The organism is Pseudomonas sp. Irchel 3H9 (assembly GCF_900187495.1).
Taxonomy (GTDB): Bacteria; Pseudomonadota; Gammaproteobacteria; order Pseudomonadales; family Pseudomonadaceae; genus Aquipseudomonas; species Aquipseudomonas sivasensis.
In genome coordinates this window covers 127,484-141,432 of sequence record NZ_FYDK01000008.1, presented here as the reverse complement: position 1 = coordinate 141,432, position 13,949 = coordinate 127,484, and the positions used below count along the sequence as shown (strand labels likewise).

The 13,949-nt window shown below is 62.1% G+C and carries 11 protein-coding genes; 5 read left to right on the top strand and 6 right to left on the bottom strand.

The window, feature by feature from the left end:
• Positions 1–61: 61 nt before the first annotated feature.
• Positions 62–2,569, bottom strand: a complete 2,508-nt coding sequence (gene hrpB / locus CKW32_RS24625; RefSeq protein WP_095186218.1) for an ATP-dependent helicase HrpB — start codon at positions 2,567–2,569, stop codon at positions 62–64.
• Positions 2,570–2,679: 110 nt separating this feature from the next.
• Between hrpB and CKW32_RS24620 the strand changes: the two genes are divergently transcribed.
• Together CKW32_RS24620 and CKW32_RS24615 are read left to right on the top strand one after the other, a co-directional pair.
• Positions 2,680–3,099 carry a hypothetical protein gene (locus tag CKW32_RS24620; protein WP_032884621.1) on the top strand — a complete coding sequence of 140 codons (420 nt, stop codon included), beginning with the start codon at positions 2,680–2,682 and terminating at the stop codon, positions 3,097–3,099.
• A gap of 9 nt (positions 3,100–3,108) precedes the next feature.
• Positions 3,109–4,002, top strand: a complete 894-nt coding sequence (locus tag CKW32_RS24615; RefSeq protein WP_032884620.1) for a cation diffusion facilitator family transporter — start codon at positions 3,109–3,111, stop codon at positions 4,000–4,002.
• On the opposite strand, the gene CKW32_RS24610 is transcribed toward CKW32_RS24615, so the two are convergent.
• Positions 3,999–5,072 carry a DUF6515 family protein gene (locus CKW32_RS24610; protein WP_095186217.1) on the bottom strand — a complete coding sequence of 358 codons (1,074 nt, stop codon included), beginning with the start codon at positions 5,070–5,072 and terminating at the stop codon, positions 3,999–4,001. The two genes, CKW32_RS24615 and CKW32_RS24610, sit on opposite strands and share 4 nt — an antisense overlap.
• Before the next feature lie 416 nt (positions 5,073–5,488).
• On the opposite strand from CKW32_RS24610, the gene CKW32_RS24605 reads away from it, so the two are divergent.
• Positions 5,489–5,968 carry an Lrp/AsnC family transcriptional regulator gene (locus CKW32_RS24605; RefSeq protein ID WP_003176264.1) on the top strand — a complete coding sequence of 160 codons (480 nt, stop codon included), beginning with the start codon at positions 5,489–5,491 and terminating at the stop codon, positions 5,966–5,968.
• A gap of 196 nt (positions 5,969–6,164) precedes the next feature.
• Positions 6,165–6,374, top strand: a complete 210-nt coding sequence (locus CKW32_RS24600; protein WP_032884769.1) for a DUF2788 domain-containing protein — start codon at positions 6,165–6,167, stop codon at positions 6,372–6,374.
• On the opposite strand, the gene CKW32_RS24595 is transcribed toward CKW32_RS24600, so the two are convergent.
• The 4 genes from CKW32_RS24595 to CKW32_RS24580 form a co-directional block, all read right to left on the bottom strand.
• Positions 6,369–7,004, bottom strand: coding sequence for a pseudouridine synthase (locus tag CKW32_RS24595; protein ID WP_095186216.1), 636 nt, complete (start codon positions 7,002–7,004; stop codon positions 6,369–6,371). The genes CKW32_RS24600 and CKW32_RS24595 overlap by 6 nt on opposite strands.
• 72 nt (positions 7,005–7,076) lie before the next feature.
• Positions 7,077–8,549, bottom strand: a complete 1,473-nt coding sequence (gene amn / locus CKW32_RS24590; RefSeq protein ID WP_163033266.1) for an AMP nucleosidase — start codon at positions 8,547–8,549, stop codon at positions 7,077–7,079.
• A 195-nt stretch (positions 8,550–8,744) separates the two neighbouring features.
• Positions 8,745–10,400: an acyl-CoA dehydrogenase family protein gene (locus CKW32_RS24585; RefSeq protein WP_095186215.1), complete on the bottom strand. Its 1,656-nt coding sequence runs from the start codon at positions 10,398–10,400 to the stop codon at positions 8,745–8,747.
• A 68-nt stretch (positions 10,401–10,468) separates the two neighbouring features.
• The gene (locus tag CKW32_RS24580) at positions 10,469–12,859 is read right to left on the bottom strand and encodes a hybrid sensor histidine kinase/response regulator (RefSeq protein WP_095186214.1); all 2,391 of its coding nucleotides are present in this window, start codon (positions 12,857–12,859) and stop codon (positions 10,469–10,471) included.
• A gap of 275 nt (positions 12,860–13,134) precedes the next feature.
• Here CKW32_RS24580 and CKW32_RS24575 point away from each other — a divergent pair, with 275 nt between their 5' ends.
• A complete protein-coding gene (locus CKW32_RS24575) occupies positions 13,135–13,932 on the top strand; it encodes a hydroxymethylpyrimidine/phosphomethylpyrimidine kinase (RefSeq protein WP_095186213.1) in 798 nt (265 codons plus the stop codon).
• Positions 13,933–13,949 lie beyond the last annotated feature (17 nt).

Below are 13,949 nucleotides of genomic sequence, written 5' to 3'. Positions count from 1 at the left end.
CGGTAACTGGCCCACAGTCATCGAGGGCAAGCACCCTCCCACATTTCGATCTCTATCACGCTTACTTTCGGGGTTTGATCCGCGCGGTCGGCTCTGCGATCAACGGATCATCCGGCCAATAGTGCTTGGGATACCTGCCTTTCAAATCCTTCTTCACCTCGGCGTACGTACTGCGCCAGAAGTTCGCCAGATCCTGCGTTACCTGCACCGGCCGCCGCGCCGGGGACAATAGGTGCAACTTCACCACCTGACGCCCGCCCGCAATCCTTGGCGTATCCGCCAGCCCGAACAATTCCTGCAAGCGCACCGCCAGGATCGGCGGTTGTTCGCTGTAATCCAACCGCACCGATGACCCCGATGGCACCTTCACATGCTGCGGCGCCAGCTCGTCCAGGCGCTGGGGCAGCGGCCAGGGTAAGAGGTTGTGCAGGTAGCTGGAGATATCCAGGTTGGCGAAATGGCTCAGGCGCGAGACCTTGCCCAGGTAGGGCATCAGCCAGTGCTCCAGGTCGGCGAGCAAGGCGCTGTCGCTGATGTCGGGCCAGTCGCTGGTTTTGCCGACGTCCAGTTGGCGCAGCAGCATGACGCGGGACTGCCATTGGCGCAGCTCGGGCGTCCACGGCAACAACTCCAGGCCTTTGCGCCGCACCAGATTGACCAGCGCCTGGCTGCGTGCGTTTTCGTCGAGACCGGTGAGAGGTTCGCGGCTGAGCACCAGTTCGCCGACTTTGCGCTGGCGCTCGGCACGCAGCACGCCTTCGCGTTCGTCCCAATCCAACTGGTCGACGTTGCGCACTTGCTCGGCGAGTACCGAGTCGAACAGTGCCGGATCAAAATCCGCCGCCAAGTAGATGTGTTCTTCGCGCTGGCCCTGGCGGCTGCCAAGGTCGGCGATGACCAGCCAGGGTTGCTTCATCAGGCTGTCGGCTTCGGCGAACAGCGCCGCGCGGCCGTTGGCCAGGCGGTATTCGGCACCGCCGGGGCGACGTTGCTGGGCGACACGATCCGGGTAGGCCAGCGCCAGCAACGCAGCGAGCCAGCGCGGGTGATCGGGGTCGGGCACCGGTTGGGTCGCCTGGCCTCTTAAATAGCTGCGATATTGCCGCGCCAATTGCTTGGCCCGCTGCACACCGCCTTGGGTTCCGCGCGCCCGCTCTTCGCCGGACAGCAGGGCCAGACGACTGTGCAAATCCGCGCCGCCACCGCGCAAGATATCGCGCTCACCCAGCAAGGCGGCGACATCACAGGCGGTGGCCGCCAACCCCAAGTCCTGCCCGCGCAACAGCAAGTGGGCAATGCGCGGATGGGCCGGCAGCTCGGCCATTTTCTGGCCGTGGGCGGTGAGTGTGTCTTCGTTTAATGCACCGAGGCGTTGCAACAAATCCTGGGCCTGGGCATACGCGGCGGTCGGCGGCAGATCCAGCCACACCAGTTGCGTGGGCGTGACGCCCCAGCGCGCCAGCTGCAAGGCGAGGCCGGCGAGGTCGGCTGCAAGGATTTCCGCACTGCCATACGCGGCCAGCCCTTCATGCTGGTCTTCGGACCACAACCGATAACACACCCCCGGTTCCAAGCGCCCTGCCCGACCGGCGCGCTGAGTGGCGCTGGCGCGGGAGATACGCTGGGTGTCGAGGCGGGTCATGCCGCTGCCGGGGTCGAAACGCGGTACGCGCGCCAACCCGGCGTCGATCACCACGCGTACGCCGTTGATGGTCAGGCTGGTCTCGGCGATGTTGGTGGCCAGTACGACTTTGCGTTTACCAGCGGGTGCCGGGTCGATGGCGGCGCGTTGGGCATTCAGGTCCAACTCGCCATGCAGGGGGCACAACAGCACATCAGGGCGATCACCCAGCGCGTCGGCCAGTTGCTGGTGGACCCGCCGAATCTCGGCTTGCCCCGGCAGAAACACCAACACGCTGCCGGTCTCGTCATGCACGGCTTCGAGGATAGTCTGCACCACACGCGGCTCGATAAATTCACCGGCCTGGTACGGCCGGCCCCAGCGCATCTGCACCGGGAACATGCGCCCTTCACTGCGCAGTATCGGCGCGTCATCCAACAGGCTGGCCAGGCGCTCGCCTTCAAGGGTCGCAGACATCAGCAGGATTTTCAGCGGTTGCTCGTCGCGAAACAACTCGCGGCCGTTGAGGCTCAAGGCCAGCGCCAGGTCGGCGTCGAGGCTGCGTTCGTGAAACTCGTCAAAGATCAGCAAGCCCACGCCGTCCAGCGCCGGGTCGTCCTGCAAGCGGCGCGTGAGGATGCCTTCGGTGACGACTTCGATGCGGGTGTTGGGGCCGACTTTGCTGTCGAGGCGGATGCGGTAGCCGACGGTTTCACCGACCTTTTCGCCCAGCTCGCTGGCCAGACGTTCGGCGGCGGCGCGAGCGGCCAAACGCCGGGGTTCGAGCATCAGGATGGTCTGCCCGGCCAGCCAGGGTTCATTCAATAGGGCCAAGGGCACACGGGTGGTTTTACCGGCGCCGGGTGGCGCTTCCAGCACGGCTTCATGGCGATTCGCCAAGGCGTCACGCAGGGCGGGTAAAACATCATCGATCGGCAACGAATTCATACTGGCTCCAAAGCAGAGCGGCGAGTATAACGGCGAACTGCCGGATGCCGACGATGGTCTCAATGGCAGTGCTATATAGTCCCCTATCAACCGTGTTCAGGAGAGTCTTCATGCGTATCGCTTCCCGTGTCATCGGCGGTGTCCTCGCCGTCACCCTGCTGAGCCAACTGACGGCCTGCGGTTCGATTTTCTACCCGGACCGTCGTGGCCAGATCGACGGCAAGATCGACCCGGCCATTGCCGTACTCGATGCCGTAGGCCTGTTGTTCTACGTGATCCCTGGCTTGATCGCGTTCGGCGTCGACTTCGCCACGGGCGCGATCTATTTCGAACCCGGCAAGACGGCCCAGGTCGCCCCGGAAAAACTCCAGGAAGCTATCGGCGCCGACGGCAAGGTCGACAACGCCAAGCTGCAAAGCATCATCCAGAAAGAAACCGGCCGCACCCTGCCGCTCGACGACCCACGCATGATCCAGTTCAAGGGCAGCGTGCAACAACTTGCGTCCCTGGGCCTGCAACCCGCCGCCTAAGGAACGTTTATGACCAGCAGTCCCGAACACGCCCGGCTGTTACGCCTGGCCACCCGCGCCTCGGTGGGCGTGGCCTGTGCGCTGATCGTCACAAAGGCCATCGCCTGGTGGCTCAGCGGCTCGGTGAGCATGCTCGCCGGGTTGACTGACTCACTGCTCGATGGCGTGACCTCGCTGCTGAACCTGCTGGCGGTCCATTACGCCCTGCGCCCAGCCGATGACGATCACCGTTACGGCCACGGCAAGGCGGAGTCGCTGGCGGGCATGGCCCAGGCGTTGTTTATCGGTGGCAGTGCGGTGCTGATCGCCTTGCAGGCCTACGAGCGTTTGCAGCATCCAGAACCCGTCGGCGCGCCGTGGCTGAGCATTGGGGTGATCGTGTTTTCCCTGGCGCTGACCGTGGCACTGCTGATGCTGCAACACCGAGTTGTGCGCGAAACCGGCTCCAATGCCGTGCGGGCGGACTCGTTGCACTATCGCTCGGACTTGCTGCTCAACGGCAGCATCCTCGTGGCGCTGGTACTGGCGGGCATGGGTTTTCATCAGTTCGATGCTTGGTTCGGCCTGGGCATCGCCGCCTACATTTTGTGGAGCGCGATCCAGATCGCCAAGGAAAGCTTTGCGGTGTTGATGGACGAGGAACTGCCGCCGGACGTCAGCCAGCACATGCTGGAACTGGCGCGCGGCGTGCCGGGGGTGCTGGGTGCCCATGACTTGCGCACGCGCATCTCTGGCAACCATTGGTTTGTGCAGTTGCACCTGGAGCTGCCAGGGGAGTTGACCCTGTCAGTGGCCCACGGCATCAGCGACCAGGCCGCCGATGCCATTCACGCCGCCTACCCGCGTGCCGAAGTGCTGGTGCACGCCGACCCACGAGAAGTGGTTACGGGCGCCAAGGCCTAGTACTGCACCTGATACCCGCGACTGCTCAGGCAGTTGCCCTGGGCCTGGCGGTAGGTTTGCACCACCGCTGGGTCAGGGGCGTAGGTGGCCGCCTGCGGGTCGAAGCCGCTTTGTTGCACCGCCCAGCGATAACAGTCGTAACCGTCCTGCTGGACTTGCGCCGGTGACTGCCCGTTGGCGGGATAGGCCACCACGTCATAGCCATTGCCTTGCGGTGCTGGCTGCGGCGCCGGCACTTGCGCCGGCGGTTGCACCACCACGTATTGCTGGGTGCTTTGTTCGTAGGCGTAGTAAGCGCCAGCGGCGAGGAACAACAGCGAGCCACCGACCCAGACTTCGCGCGCATAGTCCGGCAAGTAATGCACCCGAATGCCATACGGCGGCGCCACGACTACATAGCGCGGGCCTTGAGGGCGGTACCAGTAGCCGCCGGAGAAGAAGTAATCCTGGCCACGGTACGGCACGCGGTAATTGCGGTCGGGGAAGCGGTCGACGATATAACCGGGACGATATTGCGGGCCAGGCCCCCAGCCGTTGCCATGCCCATCGGGACGGCCTGGCCAACGGTTATCGCCGGGATGGCCGTTGTTGTAACCGCCGCCGTTGTTGCCCGGACGTGAACCGGGACCACCGGCCTCCCAATGCTGGTTGCCGTCGTTACGACGAGGGATGTCACGGTAGTAACCCTGGCGTGGCTCCTGGGTCTGGCGCACGGTATCGGGGCGGCTCTGGATCGGCAGGTTATTCGCAGGCTGCGGTGCTGGCCGAGGCTGTTCGGCACCTTGCGGGCGACCTTGTCCCTGTCCGCCACCGTGCTGTTGTTGCTCGGCGCGATCAAAATGCGGGTTCTGTGGACGCGGCTGATTGTTTTCGGGCCGTGGTTGATTGTTCTGAGGCTGCGGGCGCGGCTGGTTATTTTGCGGGCGCGGCTGTTCGTTACCCTGCCGACCACGCTCCGCCCCTCTTTCATGCTGGCCGCCCGCTTCAGGGCGTTGCTCTTCAGCCATCACTTGCGTGCCGACGGTGACCACCAGCAAACCAACACCTGCCATACGCCAGATGCGCTTCATGCTATTCCTCACTGCGGATTAGGGCTTGAACATGAGACTGGAAAAGCCTCGCCCGGTTCTGAGACAGGTTATCAGTCACGAGAACAATTTTCTTAAGGCAAAAGAAAAGGGGTGACCCGTCGGCCACCCCTTGAGAACTTCGTCCATGCTCAACGCTTTTGACGTTGGCTCACCTCACGCCGTCTTGTGGACAGTGTGCAGCCTAGAGGCCGGCTCAACCCTGCTGGGGTGGCGGCCGCAGCAGGCCTGATTGGGCGTGCTGCTGTGGACTGTTGTCCAGGCGGTGATTCTGTTGATAAAGATACCCGCCAGCGCCCGACAGATGATTGCGAAGATTGCGTCAATAAACAGTGCTTGCGCAATTTTTAACCCTTCATGGATAATTCGCCGCAATAGTTACGACAAAGGCCAACCCAATGAGCAAGCTTGACCGATACGACCTGAGTATTTTGGCGGAATTGCAGCGCGACGCGAGGATCTCCAACCAGGAGCTGGCCGAGCGCATCGGCTTGTCGCCGTCGCCGTGCTCGCGCCGGGTCAAGCAGTTGGAGGACGACGGCTACATCTCCCGCCAGGTCGCTCTGCTCGACCGCAAGATGCTCGGCCTGAGCCTCACCGCCTATGTACTGATCGGTATGGACCGGCATACACCGGAGCGCTTCGAGAATTTCGAAGCAGCCATCCGCACCTTGCCCCAGGTGCTGGAGTGCAGTTTGGTGACGGGGATGGATGCTGACTATCAGTTGAAAGTGGTGGTGCCGGACATGGATCACTACCAGAAGCTGCTGCTGGGCCACCTCACTCGCATTGAAGGCGTGACCAGCGTCCGGTCGAGCTTTGTGCTGAACCAGGTGCTCAACAGCACCGAATTGCCGCTGACCCACCTGCGTACTTAAGATCGGTGAAGGTCAACTGTGGGAGGGGGCTTGCTCCCGATGACGGTGTGTCAGCCACAGATTAGCTGACTGACACACCGCCATCGGGAGCAAGCCCCCTCCCACATTTGGAACGCACTTCGATCCAGGTCAATGTTGCACCTGTGACGCTGCCGTATACTTACCGCCTGCCCCGTCGGAAGCCCCCATGAATAACATCGACCCCGCACTCTTCGAAGAATGGATGATGACCGGCCTGGTCACTGTCCTGATCATTTTCATGGGCTTTATCGTCTGGGACCTGGCGAAGAAATCCAAGGCCGGGCGCTTTGGTTCGTTCATCCTGTTTTTCGTGCTGGGCCTGGGCGTGGCCGCGTTCATCATCAAGAGCGTGGTGATCGGCCTCATCGAGTCCGGCGCTTTATAAACGCGCGGGTACTTCCTTCCATTGGCCTTGGTCCAGGCCGTCGATTGTCCAATCGCCAATACGCACCCGTACCAGACGCAAGGTCGGCAGGCCCACGGCGGCGGTCATGCGTCGCACCTGGCGGTTACGCCCCTCTCGAATCACCAGTTCAAGCCAGTAAGTCGGTAGGTTTTTGCGAAAGCGTACCGGCGGGTTGCGTGGCCATAACTCAGGCTCATCCAAACGCCGGGCCTCGGCGGGCAAGGTTTTGCCGTCGTTGAGTTCTACTCCGTCGCGCAGGCGTTGCAGCAATGCTTCGGTGGGTTCGCCTTCCACCTGCACCCAGTACGTTTTCGCCAGTTTGTGCTTGGGATCGGCAATACGCGCCTGCAACTGACCATCGTTGGTCAGCAGCAAGAGGCCTTCGCTGTCACGGTCCAGGCGGCCTGCCGGGTAAATGCCGGGGATGTCGATAAAGTCCTTGAGCGTCGCGCGCCCGCCTTCGTCGCTGAACTGGGTCAGCACATCGAAGGGTTTATTGAACAGGACCAACTTCGGCTCGGCAGGCGGCGCCTTGGCAACACGGCGCGCAGCAGAATACGGAGGTTTCACGCCAGGGCGGCGCGAATCGGGGCGAGTAGGACGGGACATGGCAAAAGGAACATCTAACGGTCAGGACCGACAATGCTAGTGGCCTGACCGCTAAATGACCATCCCAACCGCTTAGCGGAACGGCGGCTCGTCGAAACTGCGCAGCTTGCGCGAGTGCAGCGAGTTGAGTTCGGTGCGCAACAGGTCCACCGCCTCGATGCCAATCTTCAAGTGCTGGCTGACCGCACGTTCGTAGAACGCGTTGGCCGAACCCGGCAATTTGATCTCACTGTGCAGCGGCTTGTCCGACACACACAACAACGTGCCGTACGGTACGCGCAAGCGGTAGCCCTGGGCGGCGATGGTGCCGCTTTCCATGTCCACCGCCACGGCGCGGGACAAGTTGATCAATGGCCGTTCCTGGGCCCAGCGCAGTTCCCAGTTGCGATCGTCGTAGGTCAGCACGGTGCCGGTGCGCAGGCGCTTTTTCAGCTCTTCGCCTTTTTCGCCGGTGACGTTGGCGGCGGCTTGCTGCAAGGCCATCTGCACTTCGGCCAGGGCCGGGATCGGAATGTTCGGCGGCACCACGCGGTCGAGAATCCCGTCGCGGCGCATATAGGCGTGGGCCAGTACGTAGTCGCCAATGGTCTGGGATTGGCGCAGGCCGCCGCAGTGGCCAATCATCAGCCAGCAATGCGGACGCAGCACGGCCAGGTGGTCAGTGATGTTCTTGGCGTTGGACGGGCCGACGCCGATGTTCACCAGCGTTACGCCGTGACCATCGCTGGCCTGCAGGTGATAGGCCGGCATCTGATAGCGATGCCAGACCACGCCCGCGGCAATGGCCGATGCTTCGCCGTGGTCCATGCTCTTATCGATCACCACGTTGCCCGGCAGCACCATGCGGATAAAGCGCGGATCGCTGCGCAGTTGCTCCAGGCCATGCAGGATGAACTGGTCGACATAACGGTGGTAGTTGGTCAGCAGGATCCACGGCTGCACATGGCGCCAGTCGCTGCCGGTGTAATGCACCAGGCGGCGCAGGGAGAAGTCCACACGCGCCGCATCGAACAGTGCAAGGGGCAGCGGGTCGGTATTTTCCCAGTCGTAGAGGCCGTCGGCGATCCCATCGGTGGCGGCCGACAGATCGGTGCTGGGGAACACACGGGCCAGGGTGGCCGCGGTTACGCCAGAGCCGGCCAGTTCGTCGCCCTGCTCTACCACGTACGGGTACGGAATGTTCTGCTGGCTGACGCCCACTTCCACCGTCACGGTGAAGTCGTGCATCAGCGGCACCAATTGTTCCAGCAAATACTTACGAAACGCCGCCGGATGGGTGACGGTAACGCTGTAGGTCCCTGGTAGCTGGACCTTGGCATACGCCCGGGTAGTCTGTGGGACTTCGCCGTGGCAATGGTAGGTCAGGCGCAATTCTGGATAACGAAACAACGCGCGTTGTGCGGCGTCGGGTTCGACGCGGTCCTTGAGGTATTGCTTGAGGGCTTGATTGAGCGCGCCGGTAGCCCGCTCATGCAGGGCCGCCAGCCGATCCACTGCCTCTTCGGCGGTTTGAACGACAACAAAAGCTTCGGTCACGGTAAGCATCCTGTGTTCTGACTTGCAGGCCTTTATCTTGCCTGTATCCCTGTCAGACGCAAACCTTGAATTGGAGTGCCCTCTCAAGATGGCTGCAATCCATGTGGGAGGGGGCTTGCTCCCGATAGCGGTGGGTCAGTTTATAGATAGGCTGACGGACACTCAGCCATCGGAAGCAAGCCCCCTCCCCCATTTGGACCGTGTCTATTCAGAGACATTGGGGCTTGAGCGCGCGACGATGGCCCCGACATCGACGCCACGCGGCAAGGTGCCGTAGACGCGGCCAGACGACTGGCCCAAACGGCTGGCGATAAACCCATCGCTGACCGCACCATGACCGGCCTCCAGCAATAACTTGGCCTGCAGTGCCACGGCGATGTCCTCAGTCAACTGCCGCGCGCGATACTGAATGTCCTGGGTGTCCATGAACGCCGACTTCAGTTGTTCGATGTGCCGCGCCAGCTGCTTATCGCCATGCCCGTCACCGAGTTCGACAAACAGCGCTTCCAGCACGCCGGGCTCTTTGGACAGAGCGCGCAGCACGTCCAGGCACTGCACATTGCCGGAACCTTCCCACGTCGAATTTACCGGTGCCTCACGGTACAAGCGCGGCAGGATGCTGTCCTCGACATACCCCGCGCCGCCCATGCACTCGGCGGCTTCATTGATCATCGCCGGGGCGCGCTTGCAGATCCAATATTTGCCCACCGCTGTCACCAGCCGGGCGAATTTGGCCTCCCGCTCATCACCCAGATTATCCAGGGCGCAGCCCATGCGCATGCTCAAGGCCAGCGAGGCTTCGCTTTCCAGGGCCAGGTCGGCCAGCACGTTTTGCATCAGCGGTTGCTCACTGAGTACACGGCCACCTACCAAGCGATGGGCGCAATGATGACTGGCCTGGGTCAACGCCTGGCGCATCAAGGCGCTGGAGCCGACCATGCAGTCAAAGCGGGTCATGGCGACCATCTCGATGATGGTCGGCACGCCACGGCCTTCTTCGCCGATCATCCAGGCCAGGGCACCGCGAAACTCCACTTCGCTGGAGGCGTTGGAGCAATTACCGAGCTTGTTTTTAAGGCGCTGGATATAGAACTCGTTGCGCGTGTCATCCGGGCGGTGCCGAGGCAGTAGGAAACAGGTCAGGCCCTTGTCAGTCTGAGCCAGCGTCAGGAACGCATCGCACATCGGCGCCGAGCAGAACCACTTATGCCCGACCAGCTCATAAGCTTGCCCTGGACCGCCGGCCCCTACCGGATACGCGCGAGTGGTATTGGCCCGCACATCGGTGCCGCCCTGTTTTTCGGTCATGGCCATGCCGATGGTGGCGCCGGTCTTATGGGCGATACCGACATTGCGCGGGTCATATTCGGTGCTGAGGATTTTCGGCAACCACGTCTTCGCCAGGTCCGATTGCAGGCGCAGGGCCGGGACGCAGGCGAAGGTCATGGTCAGCGGGCAGCCAGTGCCGGCTTCGGCCTGGCTGTGGAGATAAGTCATCGCGGCCCGCGCCACATGAGCGCCGGACTGCGGGTGTGCCCACGGCAACGACGGCAGGCCGTGTTCGACGGCGATACGCATCAGTTCGTGGTAAGCAGGATGAAATTCCACCAGGTCGATGCGATGACCATAACGGTCATGGCTGTTGAACACGGGCTTGTTCTGGTTCGCCAGGAAACCGGCCGCCATCAACGGCCCACCGGCCAGCGCGCCATAGGCATCGAGGCGCGGTTGCGCCCAGCCGGCACCAAAGCGGCGCGACCACTCTTGCAACGGCAAATCGATGCGGTAAAGGTTGGTGCCATCCAGGGATGGGGGCTGGTTAGTGACGTCGTGGGTTTCGGCGAACGGGTGCAGGTTCATGACGGGGCCTCATGGAAAAAGCCCCGTTGAGTTGAGGCCTGAATTTCAGTTAAGCACCGTCACCCGCCTTAAAAAAGTGACATACCCGCCGAATGCCCGGCGCTTTCACCCTCTTGCGGACACAGCACCCGGCGCTCCAACACGGCCCGCAAGGCCTCAAAGCGCACAGGCTTGGCGAGGCGGTCGGACACACCGATGCCATGACAGTGCTCGCGCTCAGACACATTCAGCGACGTGCTCAAGGCAATCACCGGCAACTCTGCACAGCCCGGCAGTGCACGGATCTGACAGCACAATGAGAAGCCGCCCTCAGGTATATCCAACACCACCGCGTCGAAATTGCCCCTCTGCAAGGCCGCTAATGCGCTCGGGCCGCTGTCCACGTTTTTCACTCGGTAACCGAGTTTGAGCAACATGCCGCGCACCACCAGTTGGCCGATGCTGTTGTCATCCACCAGCAGCACCGCGCAATCCTGAGGCGCGCGCTGCCGATCCGCCGCCGGTTTTGCTTCAGGCGCCACCGGGCTGACTTCCACTTCCAGTTGAAAACGACTGCCCTTACTTGGCTCGGAATGGTGCGTGAGGCGCCCGCCCAACAGCTCGATCAATTGCCGGCAGATAGCCAGGCCGATACCCATGCCGCCGTATTCACGAGTCATGGAGCCATCGAGCTGGAAAAACCGCTGGTACAGGGTGGCCTCGTCGAGGAAGGCGAAGCCAATACCGGTGTCGGTCACAATAAAGCTCAGGCGCAAGCCACCGTCGCTGTGGGGCACACCCACCACCCGCAGGCGCACGGCGCCTTCGTGGGTGAATTTGAATGCGTTGTCCAGCAGGCAATCCAGGCACTGGATAAGTTTGTCTGCGTCGCCCACCACGCGGTCCGGCAGTTCATCGGCCACATCGATGGAAAACGCCAAGCCTTTGGCTTGGGCGCTGGCGCTGAATTGCTGGCGCAAGGTGTCGAGCACGCCGCGCAGGCTGAACACCTGAAGCTGTGCACTGAGGCGCCCGGCCTGCAGTTCGGTGAGGGTCAGAATGCCGTTGACCATGCGCATCATGTCCCGCGCCGAGCCGGCGGCGGTTTGCTGGTATTGCGCGAGGTCGTCGTCCAGTGGCACGGTTTGCATCAACTCAAGGGAGCCGATCACGCCGTTCATAGGGGTGCGCAGTTCGTGGGTCAGGGTGGCGAGGAACTCATCCTTGAGCCGGTTGCTGCGGGCGAGTTGCTGGTTGAGCACTTCGAGCTTCTGGCTGGCGTCGAGCAGAATCTGCGCCTGTTGCTCACGCATGGCATTGATGCGATCAGCCAACGCCAGGGACAACAGCGCCACCTCAATCGCCGAGCCGATCTGGCTGGCGTACATCGTAAGGAACACATTGGGCAGGTAGCCCAGCACCATCAGCGTATTCACCACTCCGCCCAGCAGGAAGGCCGACCAAGCAATGATGAAATAGCGCGCCACCCGCTGCCCGCAGTACCAGGCCTTGATGGCGGCGACAAAGATAGTCACGGTAAACACCAACGCCAAGCCGGTAGCCAGGCGCAGCGCCAGGGCGTAGCTGGTCATCAGCGATAACAACATCACCACGGCACCGCAGGCCACCAACGCCAGCAGTAAGCGGTTGATCCAGCGACTGTGCTGCGCCGTATGCAGGAAGCTGCGCGCGAACAAGCTGCCAAACAACGCGGCCGCACCGATCAGGAACGGCGTCGCGGCATTCGCCCACCAGGGGTTGTTCGGCCAGAAATACTCCACTGCCGCGCCGTTGACCGACAACTGGTACATGCCGAACGAAGCGATATAGAAGATGTAATAGAGGTAGCTGGTGTCGCGCACGCTGAGGTAGATAAACAGGTTGTACACCAGCATCCCCAACAACACGCCGTAGATCAGGCCCAATACATACAAGCGCAGCGGCTGCTGTTCCAGGTAGGCGGTGCTGGACCAAAGGGTCAGCGGGGCCTGGATCGAGCCTTCGCTTTGCAGGCGCAGGTACACGGTTTTCGCCTCGCCGGGGGTGAAATCGATCTTGAACAGGTAGTTGTTCTGGCGAATCTCACGGGCGGAAAACGGCAACGCATCCCCGGTGCGCCCGGCCAGGCGATAGTTGCCGGTGCTATCGGGCAGGTACAGGTCAAGGTGGTCCAGCGGCGGGTAGGCCAACTCCAGCAACCAAGTACGTTGGGCCTCGGGGCTGTGTGGCAGGTAATGCAGGTTGACCTTGAGCCAGAACACCGAGCGTGAATAGCCGGCATTGAGGGTGTCTTTATCGTGGGGTTTGAATTGTCGGGCGGCGGAAGGCGCGCTGACATCGGCAATCGTGAGGGCATCGGTCGGGTCTTCGAGCACTTGCATGGCTCGGCCCAGTGCCAGGCTGCGAGTGTCCTGGTTGAACTCGATGGCGTTGGCGAGCATCGGCAGCCCGCACAACAATAAGATCAGCAAATAGCGCATAGAGCCCCAGCGTGGCCTGTCCGGTTATGTCAAAAGCCCCCATTCCTTTTGAGAAGACGTACACCGGCGATACAGTTAAGTTGTTTGGATCCACTTTAGCATAGCCGCTAAAGGCCATTGGACACCATTGAAATAATTTTCCTGAAGGCTCTAGGACAAGGCTTTCAGCACACTTTTGCGAGAAGAAAAGTGCCAAAAAAGCGTCGCCGCCTGGACAAAATTCAACCATCGGGCGACGGCCACGCCAAAAGCGTTTGGTGGTAAGCTCGCGCACCATGAATATCTACAGCTCTCGCCCTGTTGTCCTCTGTCTCTCCGGCCATGATCCCAGTGGTGGCGCCGGCTTGCAGGCAGATATCGAAGCCCTGCTCGCCCAAGGGTGCCAGGCGGCTCCGGCCGTTACTGCCCTGACCGTGCAGAACACCGTCAATGTCAGCGATTTTCGCGTGCTCGACCGCGAGTGGGTATTGGCCCAGGCCAATGCCGTGCTCGGCGATTCCGAAGTAGCGGCGGTCAAGTTGGGCATGCTCGGTTCCACCGCAATGGTCGACACCGTGGTCGAACTGCTGCAGGCGCATCCGCACCTGCCGGTAGTGTGCGACCCGGTGCTGCGTGCCGGCGGCGGCGGGAGCCTGGGCAAGGACGAAGTGGGCTACGCCATGCGCGAGCGGCTGCTGCCGTTGTCGCTGATTGCCACACCGAACCTGCCCGAAGCGCGCATTCTCGCCGAACTGCCCGAAGGCACCGCGGACGAATGCGCCGAAAAACTGCTGCCATTTATAAAGCATCTGTTGATCACCGGCGGACATGGCGACGAGCATGAAGTGCACAACCGCCTCTACAGCCGCGACGGCACGCACCAGACCTTTACCTGCCAGCGCCTGCCCGGCAGCTATCACGGTTCGGGCTGCACCCTGGCCAGCGCACTGGCCGGGAGGATCGCTCAGGGCGAAGGTCTGGTGAGCGCGGTGCAATCGGCGCTCAACTACACCTGGCGCACCCTGCGTGACGCTGAACAGCTCGGCCAGGGCCAGTTTGTACCGCGCCGGCTGCCGCTGGATTTCTGCTCGTAACTTCCTGCTTGAACATC

Excerpts from the sequence above, each read along its gene's own strand:
- CKW32_RS24575 (WP_095186213.1), top strand. The coding sequence starts at position 13,135 with ATGAATATCTACAGCTCTCGCCCTGTTGTCCTCTGTCTCTCCGGCCAT.
- CKW32_RS24580 (WP_095186214.1), bottom strand. The coding sequence starts at position 12,859 with ATGCGCTATTTGCTGATCTTATTGTTGTGCGGGCTGCCGATGCTCGCC.
- hrpB (WP_095186218.1), bottom strand. The coding sequence starts at position 2,569 with ATGAATTCGTTGCCGATCGATGATGTTTTACCCGCCCTGCGTGACGCC.
- CKW32_RS24605 (WP_003176264.1), top strand. The coding sequence starts at position 5,489 with ATGAGCAAGCTTGACCGATACGACCTGAGTATTTTGGCGGAATTGCAG.
- CKW32_RS24585 (WP_095186215.1), bottom strand. The coding sequence starts at position 10,400 with ATGAACCTGCACCCGTTCGCCGAAACCCACGACGTCACTAACCAGCCC.
- amn (WP_163033266.1), bottom strand. The coding sequence starts at position 8,549 with ATGCTTACCGTGACCGAAGCTTTTGTTGTCGTTCAAACCGCCGAAGAG.
- CKW32_RS24595 (WP_095186216.1), bottom strand. The coding sequence starts at position 7,004 with ATGTCCCGTCCTACTCGCCCCGATTCGCGCCGCCCTGGCGTGAAACCT.
- CKW32_RS24615 (WP_032884620.1), top strand. The coding sequence starts at position 3,109 with ATGACCAGCAGTCCCGAACACGCCCGGCTGTTACGCCTGGCCACCCGC.
- CKW32_RS24610 (WP_095186217.1), bottom strand. The coding sequence starts at position 5,072 with ATGAAGCGCATCTGGCGTATGGCAGGTGTTGGTTTGCTGGTGGTCACC.
- CKW32_RS24620 (WP_032884621.1), top strand. The coding sequence starts at position 2,680 with ATGCGTATCGCTTCCCGTGTCATCGGCGGTGTCCTCGCCGTCACCCTG.